Origin of the sequence: Pseudohalioglobus sediminis (genome assembly GCF_008370495.1) — a bacterium.
In the GTDB taxonomy this organism is placed as follows: domain Bacteria; phylum Pseudomonadota; class Gammaproteobacteria; order Pseudomonadales; family Halieaceae; genus Halioglobus.
Genome location: NZ_VTUX01000001.1, coordinates 844,930 through 865,906 on the forward strand (window position 1 = coordinate 844,930; position 20,977 = coordinate 865,906).

General features: G+C 61.5%; 19 protein-coding genes. All 19 read right to left on the minus strand.

The window, feature by feature from the left end:
- Positions 1-29: 29 nt before the first annotated feature.
- Positions 30-1,235, minus strand: a complete 1,206-nt coding sequence (locus F0M18_RS03685; RefSeq protein WP_149610008.1) for a type II secretion system F family protein — start codon at positions 1,233-1,235, stop codon at positions 30-32.
- 3 nt (positions 1,236-1,238) lie between these two features.
- Positions 1,239-2,984: a GspE/PulE family protein gene (locus tag F0M18_RS03690; protein ID WP_149610009.1), complete on the minus strand. Its 1,746-nt coding sequence runs from the start codon at positions 2,982-2,984 to the stop codon at positions 1,239-1,241.
- Positions 2,985-3,120: 136 nt separating this feature from the next.
- A complete protein-coding gene (locus tag F0M18_RS03695) occupies positions 3,121-4,323 on the minus strand; it encodes an acetyl-CoA C-acyltransferase (protein WP_149610010.1) in 1,203 nt (400 codons plus the stop codon).
- A 67-nt stretch (positions 4,324-4,390) separates the two neighbouring features.
- Positions 4,391-5,182: an SDR family oxidoreductase gene (locus tag F0M18_RS03700; protein WP_149610011.1), complete on the minus strand. Its 792-nt coding sequence runs from the start codon at positions 5,180-5,182 to the stop codon at positions 4,391-4,393.
- A gap of 11 nt (positions 5,183-5,193) precedes the next feature.
- Positions 5,194-6,396, minus strand: coding sequence for an acyl-CoA dehydrogenase family protein (locus F0M18_RS03705; RefSeq protein ID WP_149610012.1), 1,203 nt, complete (start codon positions 6,394-6,396; stop codon positions 5,194-5,196).
- Positions 6,393-7,565 (minus strand): acyl-CoA dehydrogenase family protein, encoded by a 1,173-nt coding sequence (locus F0M18_RS03710; RefSeq protein WP_149610013.1) that lies wholly within the window; start codon positions 7,563-7,565, stop codon positions 6,393-6,395. The genes F0M18_RS03705 and F0M18_RS03710 overlap by 4 nt, the downstream gene beginning before the upstream one ends.
- 253 nt (positions 7,566-7,818) lie before the next feature.
- Positions 7,819-8,706, minus strand: a complete 888-nt coding sequence (locus F0M18_RS03715; RefSeq protein WP_149610014.1) for an SDR family oxidoreductase — start codon at positions 8,704-8,706, stop codon at positions 7,819-7,821.
- A gap of 302 nt (positions 8,707-9,008) precedes the next feature.
- Positions 9,009-10,160 carry an acetyl-CoA C-acetyltransferase gene (locus F0M18_RS03720; RefSeq protein ID WP_149610015.1) on the minus strand — a complete coding sequence of 384 codons (1,152 nt, stop codon included), beginning with the start codon at positions 10,158-10,160 and terminating at the stop codon, positions 9,009-9,011.
- A gap of 18 nt (positions 10,161-10,178) precedes the next feature.
- A complete protein-coding gene (locus F0M18_RS03725) occupies positions 10,179-11,225 on the minus strand; it encodes an acyl-CoA dehydrogenase family protein (RefSeq protein WP_149610125.1) in 1,047 nt (348 codons plus the stop codon).
- Between the two features lie 160 nt (positions 11,226-11,385).
- Positions 11,386-12,552 (minus strand): acyl-CoA dehydrogenase family protein, encoded by a 1,167-nt coding sequence (locus F0M18_RS03730; protein ID WP_149610016.1) that lies wholly within the window; start codon positions 12,550-12,552, stop codon positions 11,386-11,388.
- Between the two features lie 110 nt (positions 12,553-12,662).
- Positions 12,663-13,418, minus strand: coding sequence for an enoyl-CoA hydratase family protein (locus F0M18_RS03735; protein WP_149610017.1), 756 nt, complete (start codon positions 13,416-13,418; stop codon positions 12,663-12,665).
- Between the two features lie 22 nt (positions 13,419-13,440).
- A complete protein-coding gene (locus F0M18_RS03740; protein WP_149610018.1) occupies positions 13,441-14,505 on the minus strand; it encodes an NAD(P)H-dependent flavin oxidoreductase in 1,065 nt (354 codons plus the stop codon).
- Positions 14,506-14,512: 7 nt separating this feature from the next.
- Positions 14,513-15,313, minus strand: a complete 801-nt coding sequence (locus F0M18_RS03745) for a CoA-transferase subunit beta (RefSeq protein ID WP_149610019.1) — start codon at positions 15,311-15,313, stop codon at positions 14,513-14,515.
- Between the two features lie 15 nt (positions 15,314-15,328).
- Positions 15,329-16,204: a CoA transferase subunit A gene (locus F0M18_RS03750; protein WP_149610020.1), complete on the minus strand. Its 876-nt coding sequence runs from the start codon at positions 16,202-16,204 to the stop codon at positions 15,329-15,331.
- 13 nt (positions 16,205-16,217) lie between these two features.
- Positions 16,218-16,682, minus strand: a complete 465-nt coding sequence (locus tag F0M18_RS03755) for an Lrp/AsnC family transcriptional regulator (RefSeq protein WP_149610021.1) — start codon at positions 16,680-16,682, stop codon at positions 16,218-16,220.
- On the minus strand, positions 16,672-17,160 hold the full coding sequence (locus F0M18_RS03760; RefSeq protein ID WP_149610022.1) for an Lrp/AsnC family transcriptional regulator: 489 nt from the start codon (positions 17,158-17,160) through the stop codon (positions 16,672-16,674). Before F0M18_RS03760 ends, F0M18_RS03755 begins: the two co-directional genes overlap by 11 nt.
- The gene (locus tag F0M18_RS03765; RefSeq protein WP_149610023.1) at positions 17,157-18,740 is read right to left on the minus strand and encodes a FadD3 family acyl-CoA ligase; all 1,584 of its coding nucleotides are present in this window, start codon (positions 18,738-18,740) and stop codon (positions 17,157-17,159) included. Before F0M18_RS03765 ends, F0M18_RS03760 begins: the two co-directional genes overlap by 4 nt.
- Positions 18,741-18,889: 149 nt before the next feature.
- A complete protein-coding gene (locus F0M18_RS03770; protein WP_223177893.1) occupies positions 18,890-19,726 on the minus strand; it encodes an MBL fold metallo-hydrolase in 837 nt (278 codons plus the stop codon).
- Between the two features lie 3 nt (positions 19,727-19,729).
- Positions 19,730-20,920 (minus strand): enoyl-ACP reductase FabV, encoded by a 1,191-nt coding sequence (gene fabV / locus F0M18_RS03775; protein WP_149610024.1) that lies wholly within the window; start codon positions 20,918-20,920, stop codon positions 19,730-19,732.
- Positions 20,921-20,977 lie beyond the last annotated feature (57 nt).

Below are 20,977 nucleotides of genomic sequence, written 5' to 3' on the forward strand. Positions count from 1 at the left end.
TCCTCAAAATTCTGCGGCACGCACTGTGCCTATACCGCCAGGTTATTCACTGACAGTATTCCCGACAGTATGGCAATAATTATAACGGCGATGATAAAGCCCATGGTCAGGATCAACACCGGTTCCAGCAAAGCCAAACCGCGCTTCACGCCTGACTGCACGTGATCATCAAATACCTTGGCCAGCTCCAGCATCATCTGGTCCAGGCTGCCGGATTCCTCGCCCACCCGAATCATCTGAATGACCATCGGGGTAAACATCCCGGTCTCCTGCAGCGCCAGCGACATACGCTTGCCCGCCTTGACCGCCGGGGGCAGCACCTGCAGGGACTCGCGTATGACCCGGTTATCAACGGTATCGATGGCAATGGAGATCGCTTTCAACAGAGACACCCCGTTGCCCAATAAGGTTCCCACCGTTCTGGCAAATTTGGAAACTTCGAACTCAAAGATGATATTGCCAGCAAGGGGCAACGCCAGCATGCGCCTGTCCATCGCTGCACGCCCCTGCTCGGTCGCGCTCCAGTTGCGAAACATCACTACCGCGCCGCCCACCAGCAGCAACAGGAGCCACCACCAGGACTTGAGGAAGTCAGCACCGGCCAGCACCCCCTGCGTCAGCACCGGCAGGGCATCGCCCATATCCTCGAACAGGCTTTCAAATTGCGGCACCACAAAACCGAGCATGACCACCACCGAGAGCACCGCCACAACCAACAGGATCGCCGGGTAGATCAACGCCGATACCACGGTATCGCGATTGGCCTTGGCGTTTTCCAGATACTCCACCAGGCGATCGAGCACGGCAGAAAGATGGCCGCTGGCCTCGCCCGATCGCACCATGCTGATGTAGAAAGTCCCGAACAGTTCCTCATGCTGCTGCAGCGCAGAGGACAGGGGCTTGCCTCCCTTGACCGCTTTGAGCAAGTCGTTGAGCAGCAGGTGCATGGCCGGCTGCGCGGCCATATCGATCAATACCTTCAGCGCCCGGTCCAGCGGCAGCCCGGCGCGCAATAACACGGCCAGCTCCGAGGTCATCGACAACACATCCTGGCGCGTGGGCTGCTTGCCGGCCGCCTTTTCGGTCTGCCCCAACTCACCGCCTGCCTCCAGCTTGAGCAGCGTAAGACCCTGTGAACGTAACTGGCGTGACGCCAGCTCCAGGCCATCGGCCTCTATAACACCCTGTCGCTGCTTGCCGTCGCGGCTGACCGCCTTGTAGGAAAAGGAAGCCATGGCTTATACGGTCAGCGCCTGGTCGGTGGCCAGTTCTACTGCCGCGGCATCCTCTTTGCGCAGGTCGTCGCTCTGGTCCTGGGTGACGCGCAGGACTTCTTCCATTGAAGTCAGGCCGGCAGCCACTTTGCGCAGGCCGTCTTCGTAAAGAGTGATCATGCCCTGGCGGCGCGCCGCCGCATGCAGCAGCGTTGCGTCGGCGCCGCTCATGATGACCCGGTGAATGTCTTCATCCAGCTGGAACAATTCGTGTATCGACGTTCGCCCGCTGTAGCCCGTTTCCATACAGTGCGCGCATCCCGCCGCCTGGTAAACCTCGTTCTGGCCCGCGGCGAGGAATGGCGCGATGCCGGAGCTCTTGATCGCCTCCGGAGACAGGGTCACGCGCTGCTTGCACTGGGAGCACAGGGTGCGCACCAGCCGCTGTGCCAGCACGCCGTTGACGGAGGAGGTGATCAGGTAGCGTTCTACCCCCATGTCCTCGAGCCGGGTAATCGCTCCGGCCGCGGTATTGGTGTGCAGAGTCGACAACACCAGGTGACCGGTTAGCGCCGACTGCACGCCGATCTGTGCGGTCTCGGTGTCGCGCATCTCACCAATCATGATGATGTCGGGGTCCTGGCGCAGGATTGAGCGCAGCGCCCGCGCGAATGTCAGCTCGATCTGGGATTGCACCTGTATCTGGTTGACGCCCTGCAGCTGGTATTCCACCGGGTCCTCAACGGTAATGATCTTCAGGTGGCTGGAATCCAGCGAGGCCAGGGACGCATACAGCGTGGTGGTCTTACCGGAACCGGTCGGCCCGGTCACCAGCAACACACCGTGCGGTCGCGCCAGCAGTTCACGATAGCGCCCCAGGGTATCTTCACTGAAGCCCATATCGGCAAGGCTCAAGCGAATACTCTCGCGATCGAGCACACGCATGACGATGCTTTCGCCATGCACAGTGGGAATGGTGGAGACACGCAAATCGAGTTCATGGCCTTTGACACGGGTCATGATGCGTCCATCCTGCGGCAGGCGCTGCTCGGCGATGTTCATATGCGATAACAACTTGATCCGCGATGCAATCGCCGCACTGAGATTGGGGGGTGGCGCGTCCTGGTGCTCCTGCAACACACCATCCACGCGATAACGCAGGTGCAGGCCGTCTTCAAACGGCTCGATATGAATATCCGATGCCGACAGGTCCACCGCGCGGTGGATGATCTGGTTCACCAGTCGAATAACCGGCGCTTCACTGGCCAGGTCCCGCAGGTGCTCGATAAACTCGTCATCGCTCTGCCCGCCGAACTGGTCATCGATATCGCCCGCTTCGCCTTCTTCACCGGCCTGCAGATACAGCTGCAGCGCCCGGTTGATGTCGGATTCCAGGCCGAGGGCAATCGTCACCGGCTTGTCCAGAGCCATGGACAGGGCCTTGCTGAGGAAAGCATCCTGCGGCACCGCTGCGGCGAAGTGAATGTGCTCGGCGTCTGCCTTGATCGGCACCACCGAGTTGGAAAACAGGAAATCCAGGGCCAGGCCGTCGAGGGCCAAAGGCTCTTCGGGGTAATCACCGGCGGCGTAGAGAGGAATATCGAGCTGCTGGCTGAGTACCTGGGCGAAGTCCAGTTCTGACACCAGGCCCAGCTTGATAAGCACCTGGCCGAACATATCGCCCATTTCACTCTGGGCGAGCAGGGTGCGCTCCACGTCCCGCTCCGAAACCTTACCCTGCTCTACCAGCAATTCGCCGATTTTTTTCATCGCCCACCCGAGCCGCTGCATAAAAATTAGCCACGCATCAATAACATACGTGGCCGAGACCGCGCCATTGTAGCACAGCGCTTGGAGTGCAAAGTTCGGTAAAAGTTCGGGGCAGGAGCGCCCCGAAGTGGAGAAATCAGAGGATTTCGAAGAGACCGGCCGCGCCCATTCCGCCGCCGATGCACATGGTGACTACCGCCAGTTTGGCCCCCCGGCGCCGGCCCTCGAGCAGGACGTGGCCAACCATACGGGCCCCGCTCATGCCAAAAGGATGCCCGATGGAAATGGAGCCACCGTTGACATTGAGCTTGTCGTTGTCGATACCCAGTTCATCGCGGCAATGGATCACCTGGCAGGCGAAAGCCTCGTTCAACTCCCACAGGTCGATGTCATCCACAGTCAGGCCGTGGCGCTGCAGCAGCTTGGGCACCGCAAACACGGGGCCGATACCCATCTCGTCGGACTTGCAACCGGCGACGGCGAGGCCGCGATACAGGCCCAGGGGCGCCAGGCCTTTCTGCTCGGCGAGCCTGGAATCCATCACCACACAGGCGGAGGCGCCATCGGACAGCTGGGAAGAGTTTCCGGCGGTAATAAAACGGCCTTCCTTGACCCAGTGACCGTCTTTCCATACTGGCTCCAGGGCGGCCAGGCTTTCCAGGGTGGTCGAGGGGCGATTGCAGTCATCGCGGTCCACCACCACGTCCTCGTAGGTGGTTTCTTTGGTTTCCCTGTTGAAGACGGACCTGGTGGCATTCATCGCCACGATCTCGTCATCGAACAGGCCCGCCTGTTGCGCCGCGGCGGTGCGCTGCTGGCTCTGCAGTGAGTAGATATCCTGTGCCTCGCGGCTGATGTTGTAGCGCTCGGAAACCACTTCCGCAGTTTCCAGCATAGGCATGTAGGCGGTGGGATCAATCTGGGTAACCGTTTTGGAGACGTTGCGATAGCTGTTCTTGTGCTTGGTCTGCACCAGCGAAATCGACTCCACGCCACCCGCTACCGCGATGTCGTACTCATTGCACATAATGCTCTTGGCAGCAGTGGCAATCGACATCAGCCCTGAGGAGCACTGGCGCTCTATGGACATACCCGCAACAGTCTCGGGCAAACCTCCCGCGATGGCGCTCAGGCGACCGATATTATAGGCCTGGGTGCCCTGCTGGGCCGCCGCACCGAAAATGCAGTCGTCCACTTCTGCCGGGTCGATGCCCGCGCGTTCGACTGCCGCGCGCACCACATGACCGCCCATAGCCGGGGCTTCCGTATCGTTGAAACCGCCGCGGAATGACTTGGCAAGGCCGGTTCTGGCGGTAGATACGATCACTGCGTCTCTCATGGTTTTTCTCCTTTGGTTGGTGCGTACGGATAGCCGGGCGCGCAAGCAGTAAATTGTGTTGCGTAGGTCAGGCGCGCTGACTGGAACAGGATACGATTTCGCCTGTCATGTAGCTTGAATAGTCGGAGGCCAGGAACATCATCACATTGGCCACTTCCCATGCTTCGGCCGCGCGCCCGTAGGCTTCTTTCGATTCCAGTTCCTGCAGTAGTTCCTCGGATGCGGATTTGCGCAGCATCGGGTGCAGCACAATAGACGGCGAAACGGCGTTGATGCGCACATCAAACTCCGCTGCCTCCAGCGCCGCACAGCGGGTCAGGGCCATCACACCCGCCTTGGCAGCGGCGTAATGGGCCTGCTCTTTCTGCGCGCGCCAGCCCAACACCGAGGCGTTGTTGACAATAACGCCGCCCTGCCCTCGCGCCTTCATGACTTTCATCATGTAACGGGTCATGCGCATGGTGCCGTTGAGGGTGACATCAATCACCTTGTGCCACTCGTCGTCTTCCATCTCGATCAGGGCCCTGGAGGTACCCAGCCCGGCGTTGTTGATGAGGATATCCACACCATCGACCTGCTGCTCGGCAAAATCGACCAGCGCCTGCACGTCGTCTTCGACGGCGACGTTGCCCACCTTGCCGTACACTTCCTGCAGGCCACTGTCCTCTTTCAGTTTGGCAACGGCAGCGTCGAGTCGTCCCGGATGGATATCACTCAGCACAATTGCCCGGGCGCCCTCTTCCGCTGCGCGCACTGCTGCGGAAAAACCGATTCCCGCCCCGGCGGCGGCGGTGATCAATACGGTTTTGCCTTTTATCAGACCGTGACCGGCCACGTATTCAGGTGCTTTCAAATTCATCGTGTAGACCTCTACTTGGCCGGCATGCGCGGTTCCTTGGGCATACCCAGGCCGCGCTCGGCGATAATGTTACGTTGGATCTGGTTGGTACCGCCGTAAATGGTATCGGAGCGCACGAACAGATACATGGACTGCAAACGGCTGAGCTCGTAAGGCGCGTCTTCCAGTATTTCACACTCGGGGCCCATCACGTCCATGGCCAGCTCTCCCAGGCTGCGATGCCAGGTGGCCCAGAACAGCTTGTAGATCAGCGCCTCTTTCTGCAGCGAACCATCGGAACCGCTCTGCCCCGATAGCATGCGCATGGCGTTGTAACGCATGATCTTGAGTTCCGTGTGTGCCCTGGCGATACGCTGGCGGATCACCGGGTCCCGTGCGGAACCATTCTCTCGTGCCAGTGCAACCACCTGGTCGAACTCGTTCTGAAACTGCATCTGCTGGCCCAGGGTGGACACACCCCGCTCGAAGCCCAGCAGCCCCATGGCCACTTTCCAGCCGTCGCCCGGCGCACCGACGATATCGCTGGCATCACACTCGGCGCCGTCAAAAAACACTTCGTTGAACTCGGAGGTCCCGGTGATCTGCTCGATGGGGCGCACTTCGATACCGGGCTGGTCCATCTTGACCAGGAAAAAACCCAGGCCCTTGTGAGCGACCGAGTCGGGATCGGTGCGGGCAATCACAAAGCAGTAATCGGATTCATGCGCCAGCGAGGTCCACACTTTCTGGCCATCGATAATCCACTTGTTGCTGGCCTCATCGAAACGCGCTTTGGTCTTCACGTTGGCAAGGTCAGAACCCGCCCCGGGTTCCGAGTAGCCCTGGCACCAGAGTTCGGTGCCGGCAACAATGCCGGGAAGATATTTTTGCTGTTGTTCCGTGGTGCCGAAGGCAATTAGCGTAGGACCGGTCAACCCTTCACCAATATGGCCGACCCGGCCCGGTGCCCCGGCACGGGCATACTCTTCAAAGAAAATCACCTGCTGTTCGATGGAGCAGCCGCGACCGCCGAACTCCCTGGGCCAGCCGACGCAGGTCCAGCCGCCCTCGGCCAGTTTCTTTTCCCACTGCTGGCGTTCCTGCGGATAGGTGTGTTCATCACCCGGGCCACCGCGGTATTTGAGCCTGGCGAATTCGCCGGTGAGATTCTGGTTCAGCCAGGTGGCAATTTCTTCGCGAAAGCGTTCGTCTTCGGCACTGAAACTCAACTTCATGATACGTTCTCCTGATCCAGCAACAGCGCGGCCAGGCGCTCGCGATGTTGGGCCCCGTCGCCGAGCAGGTGCTCAGATGACTTCGCGCGCTTGAAATACAGGTGCACGTCGTACTCCCAGGTAAAACCCACGCCGCCGAACAATTGCAGGGTATCGCCCGCCACGGCGAAATAGGCATCCGAGCTGTAGGCCTTGGCGACGCTGGCGGCCTCGGGCAACTCGGCGGCCAGTTCGCCGCCAACAAGCGCCTCCTGGGCCACGCAGGCGGCATAGTAGACGCCTGAACGCGCAACTTCTGTCTGCAGCATCATATCCGCGGCCTTGTGTTTCACCGCCTGGAAACTGGCGATGGGACGGTTGAACTGCACCCGCTCGGACGTGTAATCGACAGTCATGTCCAGTAGCTGCTGGCAACCACCCACCTGCTCTGCGGCCAGCGCCACGGCAGCCAGGTCGATCACCTGCGCCAGCGCATGCCAACCCTTGCCGGCCTCGCCAAGCAGGGCATCGGCAGCGAGAGAGACATCGCTGAGTTGGATGGCGGCCTGCTTGCGCGCCTGATCCATGGTCGGCAGCCAGGTCCTGCCGACACCGGCGCTGTCGGCGGGCAGCAGGAACAGGCTGATGCCCTCCTCTGCCTCACTACCCTCTTCCCTCGCCGCCACCACCAGCAGCTCTGCGCTGTGGCCATCGATCACGTAGCGGTAGTCTCCGTTGAGCAGAAACGCGTCGCCCGTGCGGCGGTAGGTGGCGGTAATGCTGCTCGCGTCCCAGATGCGACTGCCGCCGTTGAAGGCCAGGGTGGCAGTCAGGCCGCGCTCACAGAGCTGGCCGAGCCAGTGCGACTTCTGCTCTTCACTGCCCGCCAGCAGCAGGGCATTGCCTGCCATGCAGACGGTGGCAAAGAATGGCGAACACAACAGGTAGCGACCCATCTGCTCCATCATCGCCACCACTTCTATATAGCCCAGGCCCATGCCGCCGTGGGCTTCGGGTACATGAATCGCCTGCCAGTACATTTCCCCGCAGATACGCTGCCACAGCTCGGGGTCGTAGCCCTGCTCTGTTGCCATGGCGCGGCGCACCGCCTCGCTGGTGGACACTTCCGCCAGGAAAGCTGCCGCGGTATCGCGGATCATCTCCTGCTCTTCAGTAAATGCAAAATCCATGGTTACTCCATCGCTCTTACGAGCCGTTTACACTGTTCGACCCGTCGTCTTTCCTGCCTGCCCCGTCGTCCCCGCGCAGGCGGGGACCCAGAAATCCTTTAAAGCCCGCTGGATCCCCGCCTGCGCGGGGATGACGGGAGCTCGCTCGATAACGGGGACTCGCTGGATGAGGAATCTCGCTGCAGTACGAGAGCTCCTTGAATGACGCAAGCACCTTGAGTTGACGAGGGCTCACGTGCGCAGCGACTCACTGTCAGGTTCCCCATACTTTCTGTGCCGGTACCTCTTTTTCCAGCAGCACTTTCATGGCCTCGCCGATCTCCGCCGGCGGCCACTCGGCATCGCGGTCCACGCCTTCCGTGGTGCGCCAGCCATCACAAATGCAGAGGCGACCGCCTTCGGCTTCGAATACGCGGCCCGTCACCTGCGCCGCCTCGGGGCTGGCCAGCCAGGCCAGCAAATTGGAAACGTTTTCCGGGGCAAAGCGATCGAAGCTGCCGTCCTCGGGTTTTTTCATGCGCTCGGCCATTTCAGGAACGGCGGTGGTCATGCCGGTGCGTGCAGATGGCGCCACCGCGTTGGCGGTGATGCCGTAGCGGGCCAGTTCCGCCGCCTGATTGAGGGTGAGCGCGGCAATGCCGGCCTTGGCGGCGGCGTAGTTGGACTGGCCGACAGAGCCCTGGAGGCCGGCACCGGATGTGGTGTTGATGATTCTCGCATCCACGGCCTTGCCTTCTTTGGACTGCCCTCGCCAGTAGTGCACCGCGTGGGAGCTGATGCAGAAGTGTCCTTTCAGGTGTACGGACATGATGGCGTCCCACTCGGCCTCGGTCATGGAGGCGAACATGCGGTCGCGATTGATACCGGCGTTGTTGAGCACGATGTGCAGGTCACCGAAGATGTCGATGGCCTGCTTCACGGCGTTCAGGCTGTCGTCGTAGTGGGTGATGTCGGAGCTGTTCACAACGGCTTTGCCGCCGGCCGCGGTGATCTCGTCGACCACGGCCTGGGCGGCCTCGGTGTTGATATCGTTCACTACCACGGCACAGCCTTCGCTGGCGAACACGCGGGCATGGGCTGCGCCCAGGCCGCCGCCGGCGCCGGTGATGATGGCTACTCTTCCTTCCAGGATTCCGCTCATTGTGTTTTCCCTTCTCTACTGAGTTGTTTGGTTCCAATCTCGCGACCCGCACAGTCGGCTCGCTGCAATTTTTTCGCCGGTCAGGAAGGCCGGCCCCCGAAAGGCCGGCCCCCGAATTCTCCTTATCTCGTCATCCCCGCGCAGGCGGGGATCCAGGTGAGGTCGATACTCAATGGATCCCCGCCTGCGCGGGGATGACAACTCCGGGGTGCGCGGGGATGACAACTCCGGGGTGCACCGGGTCGACAACTCGGAGAATGTGCCGGAGCCAGATTACCTGCTGCGCGCGCATCACCAACCTACTATCCCAGCCGCTCCAGAATGGTGACGTTGGCCTGGCCACCGCCTTCGCACATGGTCTGCAGGCCGTATTTACCGCCGCTGCGCTCCAGTTCATGCAACAGGGTGGTCATCAGCTTGGTGCCGGTGGCCCCCAGCGGATGGCCCAGCGCAATAGCGCCGCCGTTGACATTGGTACGGGCGTGGTCGTAGCCAGTTTCCTTCAACCAGGCCATGGGCACGGAGGCGAAGGCTTCGTTGATTTCCACCAGGTCGATATCGTTCAGCTTCATGCCGGCTTTTTGCAGCGCATACTCGGTGGCCGGTATCGGCGCGGTCAGCATCCATATGGGGTCTGCGGCGCGCACGCTCATGTGCGCGATGCGCGCCCTGGGTGTGAGGTCGTAGCGTTTCAGGGCCTCTTCCGAGACCACGAGCACGGCGGATGCGCCGTCGCAGGTCTGGCTGGATACGGCGGCGGTGACCTTGTCACAGCCGAACAGGTCGTCCAGTTCAGCCATCTTCTCCAGCGTGGTCTGGCGTGGCGTTTCGTCCATGGCCACGCCTTCGAGTGGCGCGATCTCACGATTGAAACGCCCCTCTTCGATCGCCTTCAGAGCACGGTTATGGGATTCCAGGGAGAATACCTCGAGGTCTGTGCGACTGAAGCCCCAGTGGTCGGCAATCATCTGCGCGGAGCGGAACTGGGTGGGAGGCGTCTTGCCGTAACGCTCAACCCAACCGGTGGAGCCGGTGAACGGGTCGCTGAAGCCCAGGGGTTCCGCGGCAGTCATGGCGGAAGAGATCGGGATCTGGGTCATGGTCTGCACACCGCCGGCGATCACCACGTCGTTCACGCCCGCCATCACTGCCTGGGCAGCGAAGTGCACGGCCTGCTGCGATGAGCCGCACTGGCGGTCGACAGTGGTGCCCGGCACTTCATCGGAGAGTCCCGCTACCAGCCAGCAGGTGCGGGCAATGTCACCGGCCAACGGGCCGATGGTGTCCACGCAACCAAAAATCACGTCGTCGTACTCGTTATCCGGAATCCCGTTGCGGTCCACCAGGGTCTTGATCACATGGGCACCGAGATCGGCGCCGTGCACGTGCGCCAGGCCTCCCTTGCGACGTCCAGTGGGTGAGCGCACTGCATCGACAATATAAGCATCTGCCATAGTCTGTTTCCTTCCTGTTCAGGCAAAGGTGGCGCCAGCGCCCAGCGCCGCGCCCTCTGCGAAAATGTGTTCACCTACCCGGGTTTTGTGGAACCCGGCATCGCCCCAGCTGTTGGCCAGTGCCCAGGCTTTCTTCATGAAAATGTGTAGATCCACTTCCCAGGTGTATCCCATGGCGCCGTGCACCTGTATGCAATTCTTCGCGGCGAGATTGGCCGCCTCGCAGGCCACGAGCTTGGCATGGGACACGGCCTGTGAAGCCACCGCCTCCGCACACGCCACACTGTAGGCGGCGCGATGCACTGGCGCCCTGGCGTACTCAAGCCGCACGGCGATGTTGGCCATGTGATGTTTTACCGCCTGGAAGGCACCGATGGCCTGGCCGAATTGCTGGCGCTCGCTGGTGTACTGCACGGACATATCTACCATGCGCTGCGCCAGTCCCAGTGCCTGCGCGGCACAGCCCAGGGCGCCACGATCCAGGGCTCTGGTGGCCAGCTCTGCGGCGCGCTCGCCGCTGGCGACCTCGGCAGCGTCGGCGGCGACGTCGACTGCAAACAGCCTGCGCGATGGATCGACCGATTCGTTGTGACGCAGCGCCACCTGATCGGGAGTTGCGGCCAGGATACGCTCGCCGCGCTGCAGCAACAGTAGATCGGCCACGTGGGCATCTTCGACCAGCAGGTTATGCTCGAGCCCGACAATCACTTTCGCCTCACCGGCGGCTATGCGTGGCAGCCATTGCGCAGCCAGTTCACCACCCAGTTCGCGCAGCAGTGGTACGGCCACCAGTGCCGTATGCACCAACGGTTCCGCCAGGGCCACGTATCCGCATTCCTGGGCCAGCAGGATGAAGTCCAGTTCACTCATACCAAGGCCGCCCAGCTCTTCCGGCACGGTCAGGCCGGTCAGGCCCAGTTCGGCCAGCTGCGCCCAGAGGGCGGCGTCACGCCCGCTTGCGGTTTCCCAACTCGCACGGATACGCTCGGGGGTAACCTCATTTACCAGGAAGTCACGAACGGAATCCTGAAACAGCAGTTGGTCTTCGCTAAAGGTAAAGTCCATTTTTTTCAAGTCACCTCTTGGTCTTGAGTCGGTGAGGCCGGGATGAAGCTTTCGGCGCAGATTGAGGAAGCACCCCGCGCAGGGAGGGGACGTATAGGTCAATACGTGACCGACTGAGCAGGGAGCTGACGATGAGTTGCGCCGAAAGATGCATTCTGGATCACCGGCGCGGCATGCCGAGCATTCTTTCGGCGATGATGTTGCGCTGGACCTCGTTGGTCCCGGCGTAAATCGGCCCGGACTGGGCGAACAGCCAGCCGTCCAACCAGTTGCCAACACCGCTCGCGTCCGGCGCATGGGGCAGTAATTCCGCACGCGCGCCGAGAATACTCATCGCCGTGGCGTGCATATTCTGGTCCAGCTCGGACCAGAAGATCTTGTTGGTGGATGACTCGGCGCCGATCTTGCCACCCTTGTTCAGGCGACAGGCAGTCTGGTAGGTGCTGAGGCAATAGCTTTCCGCGTCCAGGTAGGCGCGCAACACCGCGTCGCGCACGGCTGGGTCCTGGTCTGCCGAGGACTGATTCGCCCGGTACAGCTCAACCAGGCGACGCGCGGTTTCCTGGAAACGCGCAGGGGAGCGCAGCATCAGGCCGCGCTCGAATCCCGCGGTGGCCATGGCCACGGCCCAACCCGCACCCTCGTCACCGAGGCGGTTTTCCACCGCGACCTCGACGTTATCGAAAAATATTTCGGCAAAGCCCGGCAGGCCATCCAGTTGCGGAATCGGGCGCACGGTAATGCCCGGCGTATCCAGCGGCACCAGGATAAAGGTGAGGCCGCGGTGCCGCTCCGATTCCGGATCGGTGCGGAACATGCCGAAACACCAGTCTGCCCACACCGCGCGGGTGGACCAGGTTTTCTGGCCATTGATGATGTACTTGTCGCCTTCGAGCCTGGCGGTGGAACGAATCGCGGCCATATCAGAGCCCGCGTTCGGCTCCGACCAGCCCTGTGACCAGACTTCCTCGCCGGTCGCCATTTTCGGCAGGATGCGCGCCTTCTGCTCTTCGGTACCGTACTCCATCAGCGTCGGACCGAGCAGGAAAATCCCGTTCTGGTTCACGCGCAGTGGCGCGCCTGCCTTGTAGTATTCCTCTTCAAATATGAGCCATTCGATCAGGTCACAACCGCGACCACCGAGTTCCTCCGGCCAGGTCACCATGCCCCAGCGGCCCGCGTTGAGCCTCGCTTCCCATTCACGGTGCGCCTGGAAACCCGCTTCGGTATCGAAAGTTTGCAGTGGCTCTGCGGGCACGTTGTCTGCCAGCCAACTGCGCACTTCTTCGCGGAAGGCTTTCTGTTTGTCAGTGTATGTCAGTTCCATGCTTGTTCAGCCCTTGCTTGCCGGCCCTTTCGCTGTCGTGCCCACGCAGGCGGGGTCCGGGAACCCGCGTGGTAATCTGGCTGGCGCACTAACGCCCCTGCAGCCGCACCTCAATCGAACCTGGCGTCACGCTTCTGCACGAAAGCATCGCGCGACTCCTGGGAATCACCCATGGTGTAGGCCTCGAGGGTGAAACCCTGCTCCCAGCGGTACTTGTCTTCGAGATTGCCATCCTCGATGCCGGTCAGTGCCTCCTTGGCCAGCCGCACCATCGCCGGAGACTTCTCGGCAATCCTCGCGGCGATATCCCGCGCCGCGGGCAGCAATTGCTCTCGCGGAACCACACGCTCTACCGCACCGAGGCGATAGGCTTCCTCTGCGTCGATGAATTCACCGGTGAAATACATGTAGCGCACTTTCTGCACCGGGAACATCCGCTGCAGGTGGGCACCGCCACCCATCGCGCCGCGATCGATTTCCGGCACCCCGAAGCGCGCGCAATCAGAGCAGATAATGATGTCGGCAGCGCCGGCCATGCCAATGCCGCCGCCGAGGACAAAACTGTGCAGGGCCACGATCACCGGTTTGGGATTGCGATGGATAGCGCGAAAGGTCTCGTAGTTACCCTTGTTGACGTCCACGATCTTGCTGCCGTCTGCGGCCAGCTCCTTGATGTCAACGCCGGCGCAAAACCCTTTGCCGGCAGCGCCAATGATGATCACCCGCACCTCGTCATTTTCACCCAGGGCATCGATTTCATCAGCGATGGCAAACCAGCCTGCGCTGTCGAACGCATTGACCGGCGGGTGATCCAGGATCATCTCGGCGATGCCGTCGGCAATGGTCGTTACAAATGGTTTGGACATAACTTTTTCCCGTTTATTCAGCTTAACCGGCGCGCTGCGCCAGCACGGCCAGGCGCGTCTCGGCCTCGGCCACTATGGAGGTTATGAGATCTTCACAACTCAGCAGCTCATCGATCACGCCGGCCACCTGCCCGGAGGGCAATACGCCATTGGCGGGCTGCCCCTCGACCATCGCCTTCTGGATGATCATGGGCGCGTTGGCAGACATAATCGCCTGTGCTGTGGAGATATCGTCGTCCTTGTGCATCTTCCAGGCGGACTGCAACAGGCTGAGCACTGTCGCCCCGGTGTGCTTGCGAAATGCCATGCCATTGCGCATGGCGATCATCAGCTTTTTCAATGGCCCGGCTTTTTCCAGTTCCGAGAGCAGTTCATTCATGATCATGCGCTGGGGCAGGCCGTCCATTGCCTTCGATACGATGATCTCGCCGGGATTCTTGCAGTCCACGTAACGCTGCAGGGTTTGCCTTGGCACCGGGCTCTCCTCGGTCATCAGGAAGCGCGTGCCCATGGCGATGCCATCGGCACCCCAGGCCATGGCGGCAACCAGGCCGCGGCCATCCTTGAAACCGCCTGCCGCTACTACCGGCACCTTGTCGCCAACCGCATCAATCACCTGGGGTATCAACAGCGTGGTGGGCACTGAGCCGGTATGACCGCCACCTTCGCCACCCTGCACCGTAACCACGTCCGCACCCAGTTCCACGGCCTTGATGGCGTGCTTGGGCAGGCCCACCGTGGGCATGCAGACCACGCCAGCTTCCTTCAGGCGGGCGATGAATTCCGGCCCCGGCGAACGCGAATAACTGACCGCCCTGACCCCGTGCCGGATAACCAGGTCAACGATATCGGCGGCGTTGGGCTGGTACATGTGAAAGTTCACCCCGAACGGCCGGTCGGTGAGTTCCTTCACCCGCAGGATGTCGCGCTCGATTTCGTCCGCCGGTATGGTGGCGCCGGCGAGGAAACCGAAGCCGCCGGCATTACAGCTTCCGGCTACCAGATTCGGGTCGGCAACCCAGCCCATGGCGGTCTGCACGATCGGGTAGCGGCAGCCGAGAAGCTCTGTCAGTCGCGTTGCTAGCATGGTTTAGTTACCTGGGGTTGCCGGGGGGATTGTCCTTGATCTGGTAGGCGCGCTGGTTATGCGGGTCCAGCGCCGCGATCAGGTCCAGTTGCGCCTGCGTGGGTGCCTGCGTGGTCGGCACATCGCCCTCGATATACACCGGGTAAGCAGTGTTTTCCTGCACCTGCTCTGCGCTGACCCCGGGGTGCAGCGACAGCAGGCGGATCTGGTGGTCGGGACCACCGAAATCCATCACGCAGAGGTTGGTTATCACCAGGCGGATGTCGATGTCATCGAGGCTGTGCCCCCTCGGCAAACGTTCGGGGTTGTAGCCTACAGAGGAGACAAAATCGCACTCTCCGTCCATGAACACGCGGGTGTTGTGGGAGGGCACAAAAAAGCTGTTGGGGTGCGAGATGGAATTCCCGGGGAACCCGCGTGCGCCCAGCATCATCACCTTGGGCGCCGCGTAGGTTCCGCCCAGCGCTGAGGTATTGGTCTGCCCGTATTTATCGATCTGGGTCGGGCCCAGCATGGCGTGGCGGCGGCCGCTCCAGACATTGTCGAAGATACGGGAAAAACCCATCCAGCTTTCATTGGCCTGCTGGAAGCCCGCATCGCGTTTGCCCAGCGGATTGGGCTCGCTGAGCATCCAGGCCTCGGAATCGGTCATCATCAGGTCGGGATTGGTGGTTTTCATGGCCAGGCTCGCCGCCAGGCGGGGTATTACGCCGATGCCTGTGGCAAGCACTTCACCGTCGTTCTCAAAGGCCTTGCTCGCCGCAACGATGCACAGTTCGGCGAGGGTGTAATCAGTAGCTGCTGTCATTTGCTTGTTCCTCGCTCAATAGGTGGGCAGTTCAATTGCACGGATGGCGTCGAGGCCGCCGACCCTGTCCTGGTACTCGGCTTCCGAATCGCCCAGGTACTGCTCCAGGTAGCCCTGGAAGCCGCTCTCTTCCTTCGCGGATGCCGCGTAGGCCTTGAAATGCGGCACATCGAAGCCGTACAGCGGCGAGCACGAACTGGGGTGGGCGCCGCCGGGGATGGGTACCACACCGGTGGTCTGGCTGCGCTCCCAGTGCACCATGCGCGCCTCGGCCGGATCGTGGAAGTAGCTGGTCTCCACCAACTCGTCACAGGACACGTAGGTTTCGCGCGCAGCGCGTGCAAACCAGTCATCCATGTAATGATCGGGGCCGGCAATCTGGCACACGCCACGGGCATCGGCGCGGTCGACATGGATCAGCGAGGCATCGAGCTGCAGCGCCGGCATCGCCACCCACTCCTTGTCGTCGTAGGGGCTGTCGATAACCTTGATATCGGGGTTCTGATTGATGATGTCAGTACCCAGGCCCACCTCGGTGGGTATGAAGGGCAAGCCCCAGGCCGCGGCGCGCAAACCCAGCAGCATCATGCCCTCGTCTATCTCCATCACTTCGATAGCGCCGGACTGCCGTGCCTGGCGGAAGTAGGGCTCCAGCGGGATAAAATCCAGGGAAACAAAGGCAAACACCACCTTCTTTACCTTGCCGGCCGCGCACAGCATACCCACGTCGGCGCCACCGTAGGCAACGATGGTGAGGTCCTTGAGGTCGGAGCGCAGTATCGCGCGCACCAGGGCCATGGGCTTGCGCCTGGGGCCCCAGCCGCCGATGCCGATGGTCATACCGTCTTCCAGGCGGGCAACGACCTGCTCTGCCGTCATTTGCTTGTTCATCTGCCGTTCCTTGTTAGCTGACTATCCGCGCCATGCGGTAGTCGTGTTTTACAAAATTCACACCCAGCGTACTTTCCGTGCTGCGCACGCCGGGTATGCAACTGATCCTGTTGTGTACGAACTGCGCCAGGTGCTCGGTGTTCTTGACCATGGTGATGGCGAGTATGTCCGAGCGGCCCAGCATCACGCCGACAAACCCCAGCTCGGGGATTCCGGAGAGCACCTCGGCGATGCCCCGGGCCTGGTCGGTGCGCTCTGCCTCAATCCAGATATAGGCGAGTGTGGCACTCTGAAAGCGGTCTATATTGGTGACCGCGGTGATGCGAATCTGTTTTTCCGCCTCCATGCGCTTGATACGCGCTCGCACGGTCCCCTCGCTCACGCCCAGGTCCTCGGCGATCTGGCTGTTGCTGGTGCGGGCATCCAGTGCCAGGCGGTCAACGATCTCCCGGTCCACGGCATCGAGTTTACGCGTCATGGAAGGGCACCCAGTCCGGCTGGTTCTTCAGCACATCAATCGCCAGCGCTGGCGTCAGCCGGCGCACCCCCGGGATACTGCCCAGCGTATCTGCCAGCAGCGTCTTCAGGCTGCCCGGATCGCGCGCCATAACCAGTATTTCCACATCATGGGTACCGACTACCACGTTGACCGAGAACACTTCCTCGATCCGGGCCAGGTCCTGGGCCACCGCCTCGGGGGCCCGCCCCTCCACCTGCACACCCACAGCCAGCAACAGGTCAAAACCAGCGGCCTGGGTATCGGTGACCGCGACCACGCGCATGGTGTTGGATTCTTCGAGGCGCTTCACCCGCGCGCGCACGGTGGCCTCGGTAACACCGAGTTCGCGCGCAATTGAACGGTAAGGCATGCGACCGTCTTCGCGCAGCAGGGCGATCACGCCCTGGTCGATGGCGTCCAGGTCCACATGCTCATTTACCGCGGCGAGATTGTTCATGGCGCTTGTTTCCGCGCCTGGTCACGCAGGACATTTTTAAGCACCTTGCCGCCGGCATTCATCGGCAACTCTTCAACAAACCTTACCGCGCGAGGCACCTTGTAATTGGCCATATTCTCCCGTGCCCAGGCGATCACCGCCTGCTCATCCAGTGCGGCGCCGGCGGCCCTGACGATATACGCCTGCGCCACCTCGCCGAGCCGCTCATCGGGGATGCCGATCACTGCCGCCCTGGCCACACCGGGCATACTGCACAAGATATTCTCGATCTCCGCGGGATAGGTGTTGAAACCGCCGACAATGAACATGTCCTTGAGTCGATCGGTAATACGTACATAGCCGTCTTCGTCCATCACCCCCACATCACCGGTTTTCAGCCAGCCATCGGCAGTGATGGTACGTGCGGTTTCCTCGGGATCGTCCAGGTAACCACGCATCACGTTGAAACCACGGAACCAGATCTCGCCCTCTTCACCGCGAGATACTGCGTTACCCTGGGCATCGACACATTTCATTTCCACACCGTCCATGGCGCGGCCGGAGCTGTGCGATATGCGCTCGGCACTGTCGTCGGCCCGGCAGATGGACACCACGCCGCAGGACTCGGTCAGGCCGTATGCGGTCACCACGACTTCAAAGCCCAGTTCCTCGCGCATCTGCTCAACCAGTGCCACCGGTACCGGCGCGGCACCGGTCACCGCCAGTCGCAGGCTGGACAGGTCGTAGTCGCCGCGGCGCGGGTGGGCCAGCAGCGACTGGTAGATCGTCGGCGGGCCTGGAATCATGGAAATGTGGTCCCGGGCAATCTGCTCCAGCACCGCGTCCAGGTCGAAACTCTTGACCGGCAGGATGTGGGCGCCGCAGATAATCGCTGCCAGCCAGCCCGCCTTGTAGCCAAAGGAGTGAAAGAAAGGATTGATGACGAGGTAGTTGTCATCCGCGCGCAGCCCTACCGTCGCACTCCAGTTCTCGAAGGTGCGTATATTCTGGCCGTGGCAGGTGACCACACCCTTGGGATTGCCGGTGGTCCCGGAGGTAAACAGGATGTCGAGCGTATCTTCCGGCGTCAGCGCCTGGGCGCGGCGTAACACCTCTGCATCATCGACCCCGTCCCCGGCAGCGAGGAAGGCCTGCCAATCCCGGCACCCTGCAGCACTGCCCTGCAGCAACACCTTGTCCTGCAGGTCGGGCAGCTCCTGGCCCTGCAACAACTGCGGGTAGTTCACACCGAGGAATTCTTCCACGGTAAACAGGATACGGGCACCACTGGCGCGCAGGATGTAGGCCGCCTCTGCGCCCTTCATACGGGTGTTCAGCGGCACCAGGACGCCACCGACGGTCTGCGCGCCGAGAGCGGCGATGATCCACTGGTAGATATTGGGCGCCCAGATGGCGATGCGATCGCCGTGTTCGAGGCCGGCGGCGATGAACGCGCGGGCCGCGGCCATTCTGGCAAGGTCGAGCTCGCGGTAGCTCAGGTGGACCGCACCATCGGTGATAGCGGGTCTGTCGGCGAACGTGGCCGCTGACTGGGACACCAGTTGCGGCAGTGTTCGCGCCTTGCGGGCTTCTGCAACCATGGGGACTGCACATTCCTGCTGAGTGAGAGACAGGCATGGTAGGCATGATTGACACTCTCGACAAGCGCTTTTCGTAGTCTGTGGTTTAATTTTTTACGAATAAAGGCAGTCTATACCCCATAAGACCCTTTCAACCGTAGGTATAAGGGCTAAATCTCTATCAACTCCCAGGTCTCGTCCCCGGGGTGCTGCAGCGCGCGGTTTTCCTGGTGCAACTTGATGAGATGGGCGCTCATGGACAACTTGGCCATCTCGTGCAGGCCCTCGTCGACATCGTCGTAGACCACCTTGACCAGAGTATCCAGATCGGCGCGCCCGGTGCGGCGCAGGCCCTTGATCACCTTCGCTTCCCGCTGCAGGCGATGGTTGACCAGCCACTCCACGACACCCTTTGAATCCTCCATGACCTCGCCATGGCCGGGCGCAATCAGGTGCAGGTCGTAACGCAACAACAGTTGCAGGGACTCGATGTAGGCCTTCATATCACCGCTGGGGGGCACGATCACCACGGTAGAGCCGTTCATGATGTGGTCACCGGCAAACAGCATCCGCTCTTCCTCGAGAAAGAAGCAAAAATGGTTACTGACATGCCCGGGGGTATGCACCGCCCGCAGGGTAAACTCGCCGGTGCCCAGCACATCGTCGTGGGCCAGTTTCCAGTCAGGGCGAAAGGTATCGTCCTGGAACATGTCGTCCGCCGGCAGGGCGCCCAGCACCTGGGCGCCGGTGGCCTCGTAAACGGCTTTCCAGGCGGGTGAATGATCGGGGTGGGTGTGCGTACAGACGATCCAGCGTATGCGGCCTGCGCCGGCCTCGAGAATGGCGTCGATGTGCTCGTCTATCGCCGGCCCCGGGTCGAGCACGGCGATTTCCTCGTCACCGAGCAGGTAGGTATTGGTGCCGGCGCCGGTCATGACACCGGGGTTGGGTGCCACGATGCGCCGGACGCGCGAATTCAGGCGGAACGGGATGCCGTGCTCCAGCATGGGTCAGGCCATATTCTCGATGGGGACCACCGGATTGACGTCGGCGTCATAATCCACGCCTTCCACCTCAAAGCCGAACAGTTGCAGGAATTCACGCTTGTAGCCCTCGAAATCGGACAGTTCGCGGAGGGTATCGGTGTTGATGTCTTCCCACAGGGCGGCAACGGCCGCCTGCACTGCCGGGTCCAGTTCCTTGCCATCCGCGCGCAGCCGGCCCTCTTCATCCAGCACCGGGTTGTCGCCGTACAGCGATTCACGAAACAGGCCGTCTACCTGCTCGATACAGCCCTCATGTACACCGCGCTCCTTCATGACCTTGAACAGCAAGGCCAGGTAGATCGGCATGGCGGGTATGGCCGCACTGGCCTGGGTCACGACCGCCTTGAGCACCGACACGCGGGCATCCCCTCCCCTGTCGGCCAGGCGCTGGCGAATATCAATCACGCGCTTTTCGAGGTCTTTCTTGGCGGCGCCGATGGTACCGTGCCAGTAGATATCCCAGGTCAGCTTCTCGCCGATATAGGTATAGGCAGTGGTCTTGGCGCCATCGGCGAGGACACCGGCCTCGTCCAGGCAATCGATCCACATCTGCCAGTCCTCACCGCCCATTACCGCCACAGTGTTGTCAATTTCTTCCTGCGTGGCCGCCTCCAGGTGAAAGTCCTGCACTTCCTCCTTGTCGGTATTCACACCTTTCTGCGTGGTATCGCCGCCAATAGGTTTGAGCGTGGAGTTGTGAATAACGCCGGTCACCGGGTGCTGACGCCGCGGCGCCGCGAGGCTGTAGACCACCAGGTCGACCTGTCCCAGGTCCGCCTTGATAGTCTCGATCGTCCGCTGCTTGATCTCATCGGAAAAAGCATCGCCATTGATGCTCCTGGCATAGAGCCCCTCTTCCTCGGCGAACTGGTGAAACGCGGCCGAATTATACCAGCCTGCTGTGCCCGGCTTTTTCTCTGTGCCTTCCTTCTCGAAAAAGATACCGAGGGTAGCGGCGCCCGCGCCAAACGCGGAACTGATGCGTGAGGCCAGGCCATAACCCGTTGAGGCACCGATAACCAGAACCCGTTTGGGCCCGTTTTCAATCGGTCCCCTGGACTTCACATAGTCAATCTGGTTTTTGACATTCGCCGCGCAACCGGCGGGATGGGTGGTAATGCAGAGAAAACCGCGTACGCGTGGCTTGATGATCATGAGCTGCTGCTTCCTGGCTTATTCTGTGTGGGCTTGAGGGTGCTGCGAACGAGCGCA